Source organism: Paenibacillus protaetiae (genome assembly GCF_004135365.1).
GTDB lineage: Bacteria > Bacillota > Bacilli > Paenibacillales > Paenibacillaceae > Paenibacillus_AP > Paenibacillus_AP protaetiae.
Map to the genome: position 1 here is coordinate 1407146 of NZ_CP035492.1, position 17128 is coordinate 1424273.

At 53.5% G+C, this 17128-nt stretch carries 14 protein-coding genes; all 14 read right to left on the reverse strand.

What is annotated here, in order from left to right; translation table 11 throughout:
• Nucleotide 1 precedes the first annotated feature (1 nt).
• The 14 genes from glnA to mutS all read right to left on the reverse strand — a co-directional run bounded on the left by glnA (nt 2) and on the right by mutS (nt 17014).
• On the reverse strand, nt 2-1330 hold the full coding sequence (gene glnA / locus ET464_RS06265; RefSeq protein ID WP_129439242.1) for a type I glutamate--ammonia ligase: 1329 nt from the start codon (nt 1328-1330) through the stop codon (nt 2-4).
• A gap of 81 nt (nt 1331-1411) precedes the next feature.
• Nucleotides 1412-1828: a MerR family transcriptional regulator gene (locus ET464_RS06270; RefSeq protein ID WP_129439244.1), complete on the reverse strand. Its 417-nt coding sequence runs from the start codon at nt 1826-1828 to the stop codon at nt 1412-1414.
• A gap of 62 nt (nt 1829-1890) precedes the next feature.
• Nucleotides 1891-3183: a methionine gamma-lyase family protein gene (locus ET464_RS06275; RefSeq protein WP_129439246.1), complete on the reverse strand. Its 1293-nt coding sequence runs from the start codon at nt 3181-3183 to the stop codon at nt 1891-1893.
• A gap of 80 nt (nt 3184-3263) precedes the next feature.
• Nucleotides 3264-4550, reverse strand: a complete 1287-nt coding sequence (gene hflX / locus ET464_RS06280; RefSeq protein ID WP_129439248.1) for a GTPase HflX — start codon at nt 4548-4550, stop codon at nt 3264-3266.
• Between the two features lie 53 nt (nt 4551-4603).
• Entirely contained in the window at nt 4604-5590 is a 987-nt protein-coding gene (locus ET464_RS06285) for an AAA family ATPase (protein ID WP_129444146.1), read from the reverse strand.
• 134 nt (nt 5591-5724) lie between these two features.
• A complete protein-coding gene (locus tag ET464_RS06290; protein WP_244226697.1) occupies nt 5725-6390 on the reverse strand; it encodes a YdcF family protein in 666 nt (221 codons plus the stop codon).
• Nucleotides 6387-6944 (reverse strand): ribonuclease FAU-1 family protein, encoded by a 558-nt coding sequence (locus ET464_RS06295; RefSeq protein ID WP_129439250.1) that lies wholly within the window; start codon nt 6942-6944, stop codon nt 6387-6389. Before ET464_RS06295 ends, ET464_RS06290 begins: the two co-directional genes overlap by 4 nt.
• A 210-nt stretch (nt 6945-7154) precedes the next feature.
• Nucleotides 7155-8264 (reverse strand): penicillin-binding transpeptidase domain-containing protein, encoded by a 1110-nt coding sequence (locus tag ET464_RS20545; protein ID WP_279630120.1) that lies wholly within the window; start codon nt 8262-8264, stop codon nt 7155-7157.
• Nucleotides 8265-8275: 11 nt separating this feature from the next.
• Nucleotides 8276-9724 (reverse strand): transglycosylase domain-containing protein, encoded by a 1449-nt coding sequence (locus tag ET464_RS20550; protein WP_279630121.1) that lies wholly within the window; start codon nt 9722-9724, stop codon nt 8276-8278.
• Between the two features lie 165 nt (nt 9725-9889).
• Complete coding sequence (gene hfq / locus ET464_RS06305; RefSeq protein WP_129439252.1) at nt 9890-10132, reverse strand: RNA chaperone Hfq; 243 nt, start codon at nt 10130-10132, stop codon at nt 9890-9892.
• A complete protein-coding gene (gene miaA / locus ET464_RS06310) occupies nt 10129-11163 on the reverse strand; it encodes a tRNA (adenosine(37)-N6)-dimethylallyltransferase MiaA (RefSeq protein ID WP_244226698.1) in 1035 nt (344 codons plus the stop codon). Before miaA ends, hfq begins: the two co-directional genes overlap by 4 nt.
• The gene (locus tag ET464_RS06315; protein ID WP_129439254.1) at nt 11144-11935 is read right to left on the reverse strand and encodes a class I SAM-dependent methyltransferase; all 792 of its coding nucleotides are present in this window, start codon (nt 11933-11935) and stop codon (nt 11144-11146) included. The genes miaA and ET464_RS06315 overlap by 20 nt, the downstream gene beginning before the upstream one ends.
• Nucleotides 11932-14061, reverse strand: coding sequence for a DNA mismatch repair endonuclease MutL (mutL, locus tag ET464_RS06320; protein ID WP_129439256.1), 2130 nt, complete (start codon nt 14059-14061; stop codon nt 11932-11934). The genes ET464_RS06315 and mutL overlap by 4 nt, the downstream gene beginning before the upstream one ends.
• Nucleotides 14062-14098: 37 nt before the next feature.
• The gene (gene mutS, locus ET464_RS06325) at nt 14099-17014 is read right to left on the reverse strand and encodes a DNA mismatch repair protein MutS (RefSeq protein WP_129439257.1); all 2916 of its coding nucleotides are present in this window, start codon (nt 17012-17014) and stop codon (nt 14099-14101) included.
• Nucleotides 17015-17128: the final 114 nt, after the last annotated feature.

Sequence of the window (17128 nt, forward strand, 5' to 3'; positions counted from 1 at the left end):
CTTAATACAACGTCAGATACTGATCGCGTTCCCATTGGTGAACTTGAGTGCGATACATATCCCACTCGATTTCTTTCAGCTCATAGAAGTGCGCAAGCGCATGATCGCCAAGCGCATCGCAAATCACTTCGTCGCGCAGCAGTTCATCCAGCGACTCTTTCAAGTCAGCCGGCAAGCTTGCAATGCCGGAATCGAGCAGTTCTTCCTGTGTCATGATGTATATGTTCCGGTCAACCGGTTCCGGAAGCGGAAGCTGATTCTCGATACCGTCAAGGCCCGCTTTCAGCATAACCGCCAGCGCCAGGTACGGATTGGCAGCCGGGTCCGGATTACGCACTTCAATGCGGGTGCTGAGACCGCGGGACGCCGGAATGCGAATCATCGGCGAACGGTTGCTTGCCGACCAAGCAACGTAGCTAGGCGCTTCATAACCTGGAACAAGCCGCTTATAGGAGTTGATTGTCGGGTTCGTAATGGCCGCCATCGCTCTTGCATGGCGCAATACGCCGGCCATATAATAACGGGCTGTTTCGCTTAAGCCCAGTTTATCCGATTCATCGTAAAATACGTTCGTATTGCCTTTGAACAGCGATTGGTGGCAGTGCATGCCGGAGCCGTTTACCCCAAACAGCGGTTTTGGCATAAATGTAGCATGCAGTCCATGTTGTCTTGCGATTGTTTTTACAACCAGCTTAAACGTTTGGATCTGGTCTGCCGCACGAATGGCGTCGGCATATTTGAAGTCGATTTCATGCTGGCCCGGAGCCACTTCGTGATGGGAAGCTTCGATTTCAAAGCCCATTTCTTCCAGCGTCAATACGATTTCACGGCGGCAGTTCTCGCCGAGATCCATAGGTGCAAGGTCAAAATATCCGCCTTGGTCGTTCAATTCCGTTGTCGGTTCGCCGCGGTCATCCGTTTTGAACAGGAAAAATTCAGGTTCCGGACCAACGTTCATCGCCGTATATCCCATATCGTTAGCTTCCTTCAGCACACGCTTCAGAATACCGCGCGGATCGCCTGCAAAAGGAGTGCCGTCCGGCATATATACGTCGCAAATAAGACGGGCTACACGGTCTTGCGATACCCAAGGGAATACGACCCAAGTGTCCAAATCCGGATACAAATACATATCCGATTCTTCAATCCGTACGTAACCTTCGATGGAAGATCCGTCAAACATCATTTTATTGTCTAACGCTTTATCCAACTGGCTGATCGGAATTTCAACGTTTTTAATAGTACCGAGCAAGTCCGTAAATTGAAGCCGAATGAAACGAACGTTTTGTTCCTCCGCGATTCGTTTAATATCCTCTTTGCTGTAACCCATTTCATCATCTCCTTAGTGTTGATCATCACATTACGATTGCGAAATTCTCAGGTTTGTATTCAGGGACTATTCACGAAACGATTAACGCTTGTTGTTGAGGAAGCGCGTCAGCTGGCCCTGAATAAGCGATGCTTGGCCCGGGCGCTGTTTTTCCAAAAGCTGCTGCTTCAGCATCCGATGCAGCTGGGCATCGGACAATTCGCGGCGTTTCACCTCGGATTGCTCGCTTACGACTGTAGCCTCTTCCGATTCTTTCGAAACCGGATACATGACTTGCTTAATACCTGCAATATTGACGCCTTTCTCAATCAATGATTTGATTTCGAGCAGCCGCTCAACATCATTAAATGAAAACAATCGTTGATTACCGGATGTTCTGGCCGGAACAATCAGCTCATGCTGCTCATAATAACGGATTTGGCGTGCTGTCAGATCCGTCAGTTTCATGACGATGCCGATCGGAAACAGCGCCATATTGCGGCGAATATCATCACCCATGTCGCATCAACCTTCCAGTCAAACTTATTATATGTTCATTGTAACCCCCTACCATTAACATGTCAATCTGTGTGAGGTTTAATTACAACTAACTCTCGTTTGACAAGCTGAAACAATGCTGTAAGCATACCGTATTTCGCATGCGCGTAAGTAAGCCCACCCTGCATGTAAGCGATATACGGCTCGCGGACCGGCGCATCGGCAGATAACTCCAAGCTGCCACCTTGAATAAACGTACCTGCCGCCATGATGACAGGATGTTCGTAACCCGGCATGTCCCAAGGCTCCGGCACAACATGCGCATCTACCGCTGCTGCCTGCTGAATGCCTTGTACGAAAGCGATCAAATGGTCCGGACCGCCAAAGCGGACCGCCTGAATCAAATCAGTGCGCGGCGCATCCCAGCGCGGATGCGTCTCGAACCCGAGCTTCTCGAATAATGCCGCTGCCACAATACTGCCTTTGACAGCTTGTCCCACCAAATGGGGAGCCAGGAACAAGCCTTGATACATGGAACGAAGCGTACCGAGCATAGCCCCTACTTCCCCGCCGATGCCGGGCGCCGTCAGCCGGTAAGCGGCGGCTTCCACCGCCTTCGCAGTCCCTGCAATATAACCGCCGGTTTCCGCAAGTCCGCCGCCGGGATTTTTAATTAATGAGCCGGCCATCAGGTCGACACCAACCTCGGTTGGTTCGGCCAGTTCCGTGAACTCGCCGTAGCAGTTGTCGACAAACACCAGCACATCCGGCTTGATCGCTTTTACTTTGGCAACCATCTCGCCAATCTGGGCTACCGTAAAAGAAGCCCGCCAGCTGTAGCCCCGCGAACGCTGGATACCGATAACCTTCGTGTTCCGGTGAATGGCCGCTTCAATGCCGGCCCAGTCCAGATCGCCACCCTCCAGCAGCGGAACTTCCCTGTACGTCACTCCCCAATCCTGAAGAGAACCTGTTCCGTCGCCAGGTTTGCCGATCACTTTATGAAGCGTATCGTAGGGCGTCCCCGTTATGTACAACAGCTCGTCCCCCGGACGAAGCACGCCAAAAAGGGCGGTGCCGATCGTATGCGTGCCGGAAACAAAATGCGGTCTGACCAGCGCCGCTTCTGCTCCAAACACATCCGCATACACTTCATCCAGCACCTCCCGGCCCCGGTCATTATACCCGTAACCCGTCGAACCTGAGAAATGAAAATCGCTTACCTGATGTTTCTGAAACGAACGGATTACTTTCCACTGATTCCGTTCAGCCACGTAATCCCGGTGCCGTAGCTGCTCCTGTGCCAGTTCTTCCGCTTCGTTCGCCAGCTTCTCCAGCTTATCCCATATGCCTTGATCCTCATGCTGCCATTTCATTGAATACTTGCCTCTCCCTCTATATCTTCTGGTACCGCCGCTTCATTCACATCCGGCAGCGTCAGCGTCTGCTAATCCGATTACTGCCTGAACGGGTGAAGCCGGCTTCCGTGCAGCGCGTACTCCTGCTTGCTTAACTGAATCGTAAGCAGCAGCTTGTCTTCCTCTGTTTCCTGCCGGATCACCTCACCGCTCCTGTAAGCAAGCGAAATGAGATCGCCGCGTTCCGCCGGAATCGCAAAAACAGCCTGTTCTCCCGACAGCCGATCTTGAATCGCCTGCCGCAGCAGCGCCAGATCATTTGGATCATAGGCGCTGATGACAAGCGCGTTGCCGTGCGGAATGAACTGCTTGCGGGTTTCCTCGTCCCACAGATCTTTTTTATTATACACATTTATTCGCATGCCGCTATCCGCGCCTAGCTCGCCGAGGATCTGCTCCACGGTTGCGATCTGTTCTTCCCGTACCGGAGAGCTGCCGTCGATAACATGCAATATCAGATTGGCTTCCAGCACTTCCTCTAAGGTCGCCCGAAAAGCGGCGACCAGCTCATGCGGCAGCTGCTGGATGAATCCAACCGTATCCGTCAGAACCACTTCCCTGCCATTCGGCAGCTCGAGCAGCCGCGATGTCGGGTCCAGCGTTGCAAACAGCTGGTTCTCCACATACACATCCGCTTGCGTCAGTTCGCGGAGCAAAGTGGATTTGCCCGCGTTCGTATAACCGGCAAGCGCAACTTGAATTACGCCCGTCTTGCGCCTGCGCTCGCGGTGCAGCTTCCGGTGGCGGACGACCTCCTCCAGCTGCTGCTTTAAATCGGATATCCGGCCGCGGATATGCCTGCGGTCCGTCTCGAGTTTTGACTCACCGGGGCCGCGTGTACCGATCCCGCCTCCGAGGCGGGATAAGTTTTTGCCATGGCCCGACAAGCGCGGGAGCAAATAATTGAGCTGGGCCAGCTCGACTTGAATAATGCCCTCCCGCGTCTTGGCGCGCTGCGCAAAAATATCGAGAATCAGCTGCGTCCGGTCGACAATTTTTAAATCCAGCGCTTCTTCCAAATTGCGGACCTGGGCGCCGGAAAGCTCTTGGTCAAAAATGGCCGTTGTGGCCCCCAGTTCATCCGCCAGCAGTTTGACTTCCTCAACCTTGCCTTTGCCGATAAACCACTTTGAATCCGGCGTATCTTTATTTTGCATCACGGTTGTCAGCACTTCCACACCGGCCGTTTCCGTCAGCTGAATAAGCTCATCCAGCGATTGTTCGGCGGTGACGGCCAGCTTCCTCTCCAATTCGGGAGTAACCAGGCTGATCAAAATTGCTTTTTCGGGAATGGCATGGTTCGTTTCGTACATGTTGTCTTTCATCCGCTGCTCCTTATATAGCTTCACCGGCTCCGAATATGTCTGAACACCCAGCTTTACACGCCTTTGGCATCCCACTTCAAATCCTCCGGCTTAATGGTCATCAGCTCCTGCTTCGGGGGTACGCCGCTTGCATATTGCGTCAGCAGCCTTACCGCCTGATGGCGGATCGATTTCTCAATGACGTTGCGCACATACCGCGCATTGCTGAATGAAAATAAATCGTTCATTTTTTCCTGCATCAAATGCTGCCTTAATTTGAATATGGCCTGCGGCATTAAATAATAATCGCGGTCTTTTGCCATCAACTCGGAAATTTGAATCAACTGGTCAATCGAGTAGTCCGGAAAATCAATTTGAATCGGGAAACGGGAAGGCAGCCCGGGATTCGTCTGCAAAAATTGTTCAATTTCAAGCGGGTATCCCGCCAATATAAGTATAAATTGATTCCGGTTGTCTTCCATTGCTTTTACAAGCGTGTCGATGGCTTCTTTGCCGAAATCCTTTTCTCCGCCGCGGGCCAGGCTGTAGGCTTCATCAATGAATAAAACGCCGCCCAGCGCTTTGCGCACCAGATCGCGCGTTTTTTGCGCCGTATGTCCGATGTATTCGCCGACCAGATCGGCGCGCTCTACCTCAATCAAATGCCCTTTAGATAACACGCCCATCTTTTGGAACAGCTTGGCGATGATACGGGCTATTGTTGTTTTGCCGGTTCCCGGGTTGCCGCGGAAAATCATATGGTATACCTGTGATCCGCCGTGTAAGCCGGCTTCCGAACGCATCCGGCTTATATAAAGCAAAGCGTATATTTCATACACTAGAGCCTTTACATTGTCCATCCCGATCATCGGATCCAGTTCTTTCTGAATATCTGCAAACTGGTCTGTAGAAGGAAGCGGCTTAACCGCCGGGAGCGGCTCATTCTCAATGGCATGCGCTTGCGCGGAAGCTTGCGCCGAATCTTGGCTTCTAAGCACAACATTAATTTGACGGGACGGTCTTGTACCGTTTTTCGCTCCCGAGATGGAGTGTCCGTTCATCTGTTGCATCACCTATCCTTCGCACCGTCATAATGGCGGCTGCCCTTTCTGTACGCCTGTCAGGTTAGCAGGGCATATCCCGCACTACAAGTGTATTCTATCGGATTCGGTCATATTAACAGTTTTGAACGGATTCAATCCGCCTTCAAATGCACCGTCATTAACAGCTTGTCCAGCTCCCACTTCGTAAATGCGAGAACTTCTCGTGATTCATTTTTCACGGGGCTTAGCACCTCGGTATGGAAAGCAGCTGTCGTTGTTTGCGGATAATGCAGATAATGGGCAATATCCGACGCTCTGGCCGCATGATAATCATGTGTAATGAGCAATAAGCTGTTCAACTGGTAAGCTTCCACAATCGGTTTGGAGTAAAGCAAGTTCTCGTACGTGCTTCGCGCTTTCAGCTCCAGCAGCAGCTTGTCCTCAGGAACGCCAAGCGCTGCCAAATAATTGCGCATGCCTTCCGCTTCGGTCAGCTTCGAGCCGTTGCCATCCAGCCCGCCGGTTAAAATGAGCTTATGCACTTTACCGCTTTCCAAAAGCTCATACGCGTAATCAAGCCTTTCCTTCAGCGCCGGGCTTGGCACATCATCCCACAGGGCTGCCCCTAATACGATACCTGCGTCAGCAGGAGGAATTTCTTTATTGTAATCATAACCGTTGATTCGATACAGCAAATAGCCTGTCCATACAACACCAATGACGATAAACCAGGCCGCAGCACGAAACAGGAGCAGCCGCGCCTTGCCGTCTTGCTTTCGCTTGCGCGCGCTGCTCCTTTTGTTTGTTTCCGCCATCATGATTCGCTTACCTCGCCGGTGCGCTCAAGCAATGTTTTGCGATGCTTCAGGCTCATCGTGAAATACCTGAATCTGCCGCCTTTGATGCTGGACAGCAGCCTGCCTGCCGTCTTGCGGGCCATCGCCGCTTCCTTGCCGGTCACATCGCCTATAGCTACCGCCTCTTCCAGCTCATCTTCATCCAGCAGGAAAACCTCTCCTGACGGGAGCACAACCACATCCAAATACAAATCGTCGAACCACGGCACCTGCTGGTCGGTTAAACCTTGCGTTTTGCAGACGTCAATATACCATTGAACCACGCGGCCTTTGTCATCAAACATCGTGGTCACCACAAAATGCTCGCCTCTCGGGAAATGCTGCATCCACAAATAACCCCGGTCCGCGACGCAAAGCCGTCGTCCGTTATATTCTTTCCATAGCGGCTCCCGCAGCTCGTGAATCCGATAGAAGGTAACCAGCCCTCTAAACTCATCGCTGTCCATGGACATGCAAGAAAAACTTTTGCGCAATATTCTCCGCCAGTTGGCGCGGTCAGAAAATTTTCGTTTCATACGGAACGTACCTTTCCGCTGAGATAGCCTCCTTAAGAGGGCGTACAAGCTCAATCTTCAATCAGTAATTTTCCTTCTTATATTAGTATTCTCTTTACAGAAAAGATTACCATAAGTTAGGGGCTATCTCCAGCAAACTTGTAAAATAAACCAAGCCGATATGCATATAGACGCTGTCCCGTTGCAGGGACAGCGTCTATATATTGCCTATTACGGATTGGTGCCAGACCCGTTCGAGCCGGAGGAATCTCCGCTCCGGTCGCCTCGCCCATTGCCGTTACCGTTGCCATTTCCTTGACCGTTCCCATTGCCGTTGCCCGCATCAGGAGGCGCAACCGCCCCTTGATCCGTGCCGCCGTTTGGCTGTTGGCCCGGATTGCCGCCAGGATTAGCTGGCGGCGCCGTTTCCGCAGGTGGCGGGGTTGGCTGCCCGCCATTATTAGGCGGTGTCTGCGGATTGCCAGGCTCCGCAGACGGAGGGGTCGTTTCGGCCGGCGGTTCGGTTTCAGCCGGCGGTTCAGATGGCGGGATGCTCGGGAAGTCGATTTCCGCTTCCGGTATTTCGACCGTAACCGTTGCCGAAGGATCTGTCACCGTGTTGGTCGCCGTGTTCACCGCAACGACGTAATACTCATAAGTGAGCCCAAGCGATATGCTTGGATCTTCTGCTTCCGTTGTCGTCAAGCCATCCAGGTAAAGGGTGAAATCCGGATCCGACTCCTGTTTGCGGAAAACTTGGTAAGTGACGCCTTCCGCCTCAACCGGATTCCAGGAAAGCTTCACTTTCATTTCATCTGCAGCAAATTCTGCTTTAAAACCGTTTACGGCCGCCATTGGCGTTTCCGTTGGTTCTACCGGCGCTTCTACCTTCGCAAAGCTGCCGGCAGGCATGCCTTTCATCGCTTTCTCCATTACGTTGGAAAACATCGCTGCAGCCTGGTGGCTGCTTTTCTTGAGCACATGCTGTTTATCTGTCTTGTCATAGCCCATCCAGACGGCTGCGGTCCATTGCGGCGTATAGCCGACGAACCAAGCATCACGGTTTGCGCTTGACTTGAAGTCCGGAATGCCGTGCTGTGTCGTACCGGTTTTGCCGGCAACCGGACGGTCCATTCGGGCTTCAGCCCCCGTACCGCCTGGAGACACAACGGCTTGCAGCATTTCCGTCATTTGGGCCGCCGTTGATTCCTTCATCACTTGTTTGCCAGCCTGGTTTTTATATTTGTAGACGGCGTTTTTCGCCCGATTATCAATCCGGATAATCGCATGCGCGTCCACCGTTTTGCCGTCATTGGCAAAAGCGCTGTAAGCCGTCGCCATCTGGAGCGGAGTTACCCTTCCGTCAAGCCGCCCAAAGCGATGGAAAGGTTTTTGTCCTGATCCGTCAATTCAATGCCCAGCTTATTTGCAAACTTGATGCCGGTGTTGAGGCCAATCGTGTTCAGCATCCAAACCGCCGGCAAGTTGCGCGATTCTTTCACAGCTTCAATCATTGTAATCGGCGTCGTTCCTTTGGAATCGCTAGGGCAATACGAGCCAAAACATTTTTTATCATTGGCCAGCACGGTTTGAGGCGTATAATCTCCCGTTTCCAGCGCAGGGCCATAAGCGACAATCGGTTTAAAGGAAGAACCCGGCTGGCGTTTGACAAGCGCACGGTTCAGCCCTTTGCGGACGTAATCGCGGCCGCCTGCAATCGCCTGAATGGCACCGTCCGAGTGGTCCATAATGACCATCGCCCCTTGCACCTTCTGGTCATCGACGCTTTTTTCAAAGTTGGAATCATCGGCGAACTCGGCTTCAACTGCCCGTTGCGCTTGCTGATTCAATGTCGTATAAATCGAGTAACCGCCGATCCGGAGTTCTTCCTCCGTCATATTCGGCATAACCTGCAGCGCTTCATCCACCACATAATCAATAAAAGCGAGATATTGCTGCTTTTTGCTTTGCTCAATGTTAGCCGGCGGCTCATAATCAACAGCTTTTGCCTGCTCCATTTCGCTTTCGGTAATAATGCCCTGCTGATACATCAGCTGCAGCACAACGCCGCGGCGTTCCTTCGATAAATCCGGATTGCTGATCGGGTTGTATTTGCTCGGCCCTTTCGGCATGCCCGCGAGTGTCGCAATTTCCCACAAATCCAAATCTTTAAGATCCTTGTCAAAATAAAGCTTGGCGGCCGCCTTGATGCCGTACACCCCTTGGCCCAAATAAATCCGGTTCAAATACATCGTCAAAATTTCTTCTTTGGTCATTTTGTTTTCCAACGCAACGGCTATCGAAGCTTCCGTCGCTTTACGGAAAAAGTTTTTATCCGATGTCAGGAACATATTTTTGGCGAGCTGCTGGGTAATGGTACTGCCGCCTTCCACTGCGCTTCGAGCTATAACGTCCTTCACAAGCGCGCGGCCGACCCCGATCAGATCAATGCCGGAATGTTCATAAAAGCGCTGATCCTCCGTCGCCACAACCGCCTGCATGAGAAGTTTCGGAATTTCCGAATACTCCGCGCTGTCGCGGTTGTTTTGCTGGTCGGCAAGCTGGCCCACTTCCTGGCCGTTCATATCGTAAATAATTGTTGGTTCCCCTAATACAAATTTGTCCGCGTTCTCAGACAAAATGCGTTCACCGTTTAATATAATGAGCAGATAGCCGATAATCCCGCAAACAATCGCTATAACGACCGTAAAAAACAAGCCAAAAAACCACTTTCGCGACGATCGCTTCTTTTTCTTTTTCGTGCTGTTCGCCCTTCTGCTGTTTGGTTTGTCTGAAACCATTGATGCTTCCCTCCTGTGACTCCTGTTTCTCCTGCTTACTTCACAGCATGTTGTTATTTTATCCCTCGAAAAGCAAGAACAACCCGCCGGGAGCGGGTTGTTCTTGCCATTCCGCTATCTAATTAACGATCTTCCGATCAACAAGGTTTCACTTCGGGGTTAAACTTAAGACTCTTGGTTCGTCAAATCTTGCGAAAGCGATACGTTACGCTGCGGCGTAAACGTCGAGATCGCATGCTTGTATACCATTTGCTGGCGGCCGTCGCTGTCGATAATAATGGTGAAATTATCAAAAGCTTTGATCGTGCCGCGGATTTGGAACCCGTTCATTAGAAAAACCGTAACCGGAATATTATCTTTGCGCAGTTGGTTCAAGAACGTATCTTGAATATTGATGGATTTATTCATTGGACGTTACCCCCGTCTAAAAAAGATTGATTAGAAGTATATTCAAGATGGACTTGAAACTTTCCTTCTAGTATATCATGAATAGCAGCTAAATTGTTGCTAAAATTCTCCCCCATGTCAATCCAATGAATGTTTTCCATATGTCTGAACCAGGAGAGCTGGCGCTTCGCGAATCTTCTTGTATCCCGTTTCAATAACGTCACTGCAGCTTCAAGCGTACACTCACCATTCAAATAAGCGGCGATTTCTTTATAACCCAAGCCTTGCATCGCAACCGCATGGGGCGGCGTCCCGCTTTGAAGCAGCTGCCTCACCTCTTCGACAAGCCCTTGTTCCATCATCAGGTCAATGCGCTGCTCGATTCTTTGGTACAGCTCGGCGCGGTCGAGGGATAAGCCTATTATACATAATTCGTAAGGAGATTCCCGTTTTTGACCTTCCTGCTGCGAAGAGAACGTTTCACCGGTCAGATGATAAACTTCCAGCGCCCGGATGACCCGCCGCACATCGTTAGGGTGGAGCCGCTCCGCCGATTTCGGATCGATCTGCTTAAGCCGTTCGTGCAAAGCTTCGGCGCCATGTTCATCTGCAATCCGCTGCATATGCTGGCGGAATTGTTCATCCGAGCCGTTGTCCGCGAACTGGTAGCCGTAACATACCGATTCTACATATAACCCGGTGCCGCCCACAATAAAAGGAAGTTTGCCTCTGGACGCAATGTCAGCGATAGCTTCCGTGCACCGCAGCTGGAAATCCGCCGCGGAAAACGGGGTGTCCGGGTCGCATATATCAATCAGGTGATGGCGGATACCTTGCTGCTCTTCCGTCGTTATTTTCGCCGTGCCAATATCCATGCCGCGGTATACCTGCATGGAATCGCCGCTAATAATTTCCGCGTTCCATGCTTTTGCAATTTCGATGCTAAGCTTCGTCTTGCCGACCGCGGTTGGCCCAATCAGAACGAGCAGGGGAGGTTTGCCTCCCTCCATTGTAATGGACGGAAGAGCGGTATCATTTGTTGCTGTCAACATCTATCACTCCATAAGCTATTTTCGACGTATTCGCATGCTTCTTCTCAAACCCAAGCCGTTCGAATTCGCCGCTGTCGCGGTGTTCCTTCATCACAACCGTTTTTCGGGCGACCCGCTTCGCTTCCGCTACCGCCTCCTCCGCCAGCGCGCCTACATTGGCAAGCCCGCGCAGCGGCTGCAAAGCGCTCGATTCATGGATCGGTTCACGGAACATCGGATCAAAATATACAATATCTACGCTATTATCCGGCAGCGAACACAAATAAGAAAGATGGCCGGTGTTCACCATCCGGATCCGCCTCATCGCTTCATCCACATCCGGCAGGCTCGACTCATAGCTTGCAAGCCCGTCCCGGACAACCACATACAACGCCTCTTCGCTTTCCAGCGCTGTTACTGCCCCTTCAGTACCAACCGCGTACGAGAAAACGAGCGAGTCAGCCGCGAGGCCAGCGGTGCAATCCAGCACTTTATCACCAGATTCGCAGCGCGATATCGTAATAAGCGGATCTTTTTCTCCGGCGCGCAGCCGTTTGACCCGGACATAGGCCATGCTGGGATGAAAATATAGCGGAGGCGCTTGCGGCCCGGCATAATAATACCGCAGCTCACGATCGGTTACAACAAGCAGCCGTTCATCCCGCTGCTGCTCGGCCAGCTTGCCGAGCGTCCGGTTGCGGCGCGGCACAAACGGGATGTCCAGCTCCTTCGATAACAACTGCGCTTTCGCATACATTTCCGGCTTTGGGCGATCCGTGGTCGTTACAATCATGACATCACCCGCTTAAACATTTTTTCAAGCTGGTAGTTGGACAAATGGACAATAATCGGCCGTCCGTGCGGACAAGTATAAGGCTGGCTGCAATTCGATAATCTGGCGATCAAAGCTTCGCCCTCTTCCCGCGTTTTGCGGTCGTTTGCTTTGATGGAGGCTTTGCAGGAGCACATAATCGCCGCTTGCTCGCGCAGCTTGGCAATATCAATTGATTTCCGTTCAGCAATGACCAGCTCCGCCATTTCTTCAATGATGGCTTTCTCTTCGCCTTGCGGGAACCATTCCGGATAAGCACGCACCAGGAAGGTCTGGGCGCCAAACGGCTCGATCTCGACTCCCGCCTCCGCGAACAAGTCCAGCCGGTCCTGCAGCTGCAACGCTTCGCCCGGCGTAAATTCCAGTGTCAGCGGAATAAGCAGCTGCTGGCTCGCCTTGGCCGGGTTGCCGAATTTATGAAAATAATATTCGTAGTTAATCCGCTCATGCGCAGCATGCTGGTCAATCAAATAAAGGCCGTCCTCTGCCTCCGCTATCATATACGTGCCGTGCATTTGACCGATCCATGACAGCTCGGGAAAACGTTCCTTCGCCTGCTGCTCTTCAGCTGCGGCCGGTTTCCACGGCTTCGCCGGGTTAAACGGCGCATTCGCCCGCACACCGCCGGCCGTATCAACGGCAGCGGATGCGGCAGCCGCTTCGCTATAGGCAGCAGCCGGCTGCCCGTCATCGGCCAACCCCGTATCTTCCGGCTGGACGCTTCCTGCAGCATAAAGACCCGCCGGCTCCCGCATTTCACCGGCTGATGAAAGCTGATGTCCGCTTGCAGCCAAAGCGGGCTTTGGCTGCCCGGAGCCGGATGCCTGGCTTCCTTCATAGCGCGGCGGGGCATACAGCCTCTCAGCAGCATCTTTTGGCACATAAGGCTCGGATGACGCGCGCCCTGCAAACGGAGCCGAATGTCCGGAAGTCCTTTGCGGCGGCCGGCTGGCCGGAGCCGCAGCATCGCTTCCGGCATAGGCAGCCTGGCCGCTGCCGGAAGCAGGAGGCTCCTGCCGGTGGAATGAGATCGCATCCTGCACATAGAGCGGACCCGATCGGGCAGGTTTGGCTGCCGATTCCGGACCGGGAATATACCGTTCGCTCCGGAGCGCCGCACGAACAGCCTGCTCAACAAGCTCTTTCAATTCCGCTTCCTTGCTGAATCGGACTTCCATCTTGGAAGGATGGACGTTGACATCAAGCAGACTGGGGTGCATGCCCAGCTCCAGCACAACTAACGGAAACCGGTTGATCGGCAGCAGCGTATGATAAGCTTGTACAATCGCCTGGTTCAATACGAAACTGCGGATATAACGGCCATTGACGATCGTTGTCATGCCGTTCCGGTTCGCCCGCGTCATCTCCGGCTTGGAAATATAGCCGCGCATCTCGTAATCAGGCGTTTCCGCCTCGACCGGCAGCATTGATTTGGCTGCACTGCTGCCGTAAACGGCGGCAATAACTTGCAGGCGGTCTCCAGTGCCAAGCGTCCGGAGCAGCGTATTGCCGTTATGCGTCAGCGTAAAAGCGATGCCGGGATGCGCGAGCGCAATCCGGTTTACATAATCGGATATATGCCCCAGCTCGGTTTGGATCGATTTCATATATTTCAAACGGGCAGGCGTATTGTAAAACAAATCTTTCACCAGCATATCCGTTCCTTGCGGCGCATTGGCCGGTTCATTGGCCGTCACGGCGCCGCCTTCTATGACAACCCGCCTGCCAAGACCGGTTGATTCCTGAGAGGAAACTGTCGTTAACCGTGATACCGCGGCAATACTCGGCAGCGCCTCGCCTCGAAAACCTAAGCTTGCAATGCGGAACAAATCGCTTGCGGAGCTGATTTTGCTGGTGGCATGGCGTTGAAAAGCCGTCTCGATATCGTCTGCTTCAATGCCGGAGCCGTTATCCGTCACCCGGATGGACGCCAGCCCGCCTTCCTCGATAACGATATCGATCGCCGTGCTTCCGGCGTCAACCGCATTTTCAACAAGCTCCTTCACGACGGAAGACGGCCGTTCCACCACTTCGCCCGCCGCGATCTGATTCGCCAGCTGATCGTCCAGCACGCGAATTTTCCCCATTTGTATCAGCCCCTTTCGCAAGCATTCTGCCTGCAAACTAATCTTTGAATTTCCGTTTCATATCGTTCAGCCATTGCATCGCTTCAAGCGGCGTCATATTAAACAAATCCAGCTTGCGCAGCTGCTCGGCAAGCTGCTCCGCTTTCGGATCGGATGCTTTCCGTTTCCCGGTGTCCGCCTGCACAGCGGCCTCGGCAAAAATTGAAAGCTGCACGGGCGCTTCCAGCGGCTCAAAGCCGCCGCCTGCAATTTCTTTCGCATTCGTTGGGTGCAGCTCCCGATCCCCAGCGAACGGATTCGAACCTCCGGCGGATGCGGCAGATGGCTGCCCTCCGGCAATCCGGTTCGTTTCTGCGTCAGCAGAAACAGGCAATTCGCGCCGGACAGCAGCAGGCGCTTCAAGTCCAGCTGCCGCTTCGCGCAAGGCTTCCGCCGGCATTGCCGTACGGCTTTCATTTGCCTCTGCCCCGCGTAAGTCTGCCGCTGCAGCCGTCTCGCGGACCGTCTCCACAGCCTCAGGCTGTTTCAGCGCGAATCCGGCACCCGTACGTTTCTCCTCCGGCTGCTGCTCCAGCCCGTCCAGCAGCTCATAAGCCCGGCCGATGACTGATTCCGGCAGGCCGGCAAGCCGCGCGCAATAAATGCCGTAGCTGGTGCTCGCCGCACCTGGGATCAGCTTGCGGAGGAACGTCACGTGATCGCCGCTTTCTTCAACGGCCATGCAGGCGTTCGCGAGCGAAGGAAGCGACTCCTCCAAATGCGACAGCTCGTGAAAATGCGTTGAAACGAGCGCTTTGCATCCGATATGATGATGCACAAACTCAATGACGGCTTGCGCAATGGCCATGCCTTCCGAGGTTGAAGTGCCTCGGCCAAGCTCGTCAATTATGACCAAGCTGTCACGCGTCGCTTTTTCCGTCATAATCTGGATATCCTTCATCTCGACCATAAACGTACTTTGGCCGCCGATCAGATCATCCGCCGCGCCAATACGCGTAAAGATCCGGTCGACCAGCGGCACCTCGGCTCCTTTGGCCGGAACAAAACAGCCGATCTGCGCCATAATGACGATAAGCGCTACTTGGCGCATATACGTGCTTTTGCCCGCCATATTCGGCCCGGTAATAAGCAGCATCGAATGGTCTTCCTGTGTCAGCGAAGCGCTGTTCGTAATAAACGGAGCGCCCTCCATCACGGATTCGACAACCGGATGACGGCCCTCTTCAATTTTCAGATTGTAGCCTTCTGTAATGGAAGGCTTGGCATACCGCCGTTCGGCGCTGACCAGCGCCAGCGACTGGTACACGTCCAGTGCGGCAATCGTCTCAGCCAGCTTCTGCAGCCGGCTCAGATGAAGCGCAACATGGTCGCGCAGCTCCAGAAACTTCTCATATTCGAGATCAACCATCTTCTCTTCGGCTTCCAGTATGAGCCGCTCTTTCTCTTTCAGCTCCGGCGTGACGAACCGCTCGGCGCTGGCGAGCGTTTGCTTGCGCTCGTACCTGCCTTCCGGCAGCATAGGAAGGTTCGCTTTCGTCACTTCCAAATAATAGCCAAACACTTTGTTGTAGCCGATTTTCAGCGACTTGATTCCTGTCGCTTCGCGTTCCTGGCGTTCCAGCTCCGCCAGCCACCGCTTGCCGTTGGTGCTCGCCTCTCTCAGCTGATCCAGATACGGATCGCAGCCGCCCCGGATCAGCCCGCCTTCCCTGACGGAAACCGGCGGCTCGTCCACGATAACGGCATCAATCGCCTCCGCAATGTCGGCGCATGTATCCAAGCCGCGCACAAGTGCGGCGAGCGTTGCCGAACCGGACGAGGCGGAGAGCGCAGCCAGCTGAGGCACACGCAGCAGCGAGTTTTTGAGCGCATTCATGTCACGTCCGTTGGCGCTGCCGAATGCAACCCTGCCGACCAAACGCTCCAGGTCGTATATTTCTTTCAGCTCGGTGCGAATGTCTTCACGCAATATTAAATTGCGGTACAGCGTATCGACCGCTTCAAGCCTTGCTTCAATCGCTGCGGCATTCAGCAGCGGTTTATCGATCCAGCGGCGCAGAAGGCGCGCGCCCATGGAGGTCTGCGTACGGTCGAGCAGCGACAGCAGCGATCCTTTTTTGCTGCGGTCACGAACCGTTTCCGTCAGTTCCAGATTACGGCGCGTGTAATTATCCAGCACCATGTATTGGTTCGTTTCATAGGTGCGTACCGTACGAACATGGTGCAAGGAGCGTTTCTGCGTCTCGTCCAAATACCCCGTCAGCAGGCTTACCGCCGCCAGCCGCTCGGCAGCGAGGCCCGCAAGCTGCTCATGGCCGAACTGCCCGGCAAGCTTGTCCGCCGGCGCCGGTTCTCTTGGCGTCAGCAGCACCGGACGGCCGGCTGCCGCCACAAGCGGCTGCAGCTCCGCCAGGAGCGGCGCCTCGCCGACCATTTCCGAAGGCTCATAAACGTTGATTTCGTCGAGCAGCGCCTCCAAAGTCGGCACGACGGAAGTGACATACAGCTCGCCCGTCGACAGATCGCAAGCAGCGATGCCGTAAAATCTGGCGCCGTATCCTGCAACCGATACGATAAAGTTGTTGCTTTTATCCGCCAGCGATTTGGATTCCATAACCGTACCCGGCGTAATGACGCGGACAATCTCCCGTCTGACGACGCCTTTAGCTGCGGAAGGGTCCTCCACCTGCTCGCAAATGGCAACCTTGTACCCTTTTTCCACCAAACGCGCTATGTAATTGTCGGCCGAGTGGTAAGGAACGCCGCACATCGGAATTTTTTCCGCCATGCCGCCATCCCTGCCGGTCAACGTAATTTCAAGCTCACGTGCCGCTGCAACGGCATCTTCAAAAAACATCTCGTAAAAATCGCCCAGCCGAAAAAACAGGAACGCATCCTTTGCCTGCTCTTTGACGGACAAATATTGCTGTATCATCGGGGTATATCCAGCCATGCTGCCCCTCCTATCCGTTTACTAGAAAATGAAACATTACCGTTTCATTATAACAAGGGCTATTGCCGGACGCCACAGTGCGGAAGGATGCGGAAGCTGCGGACATGATCCCGG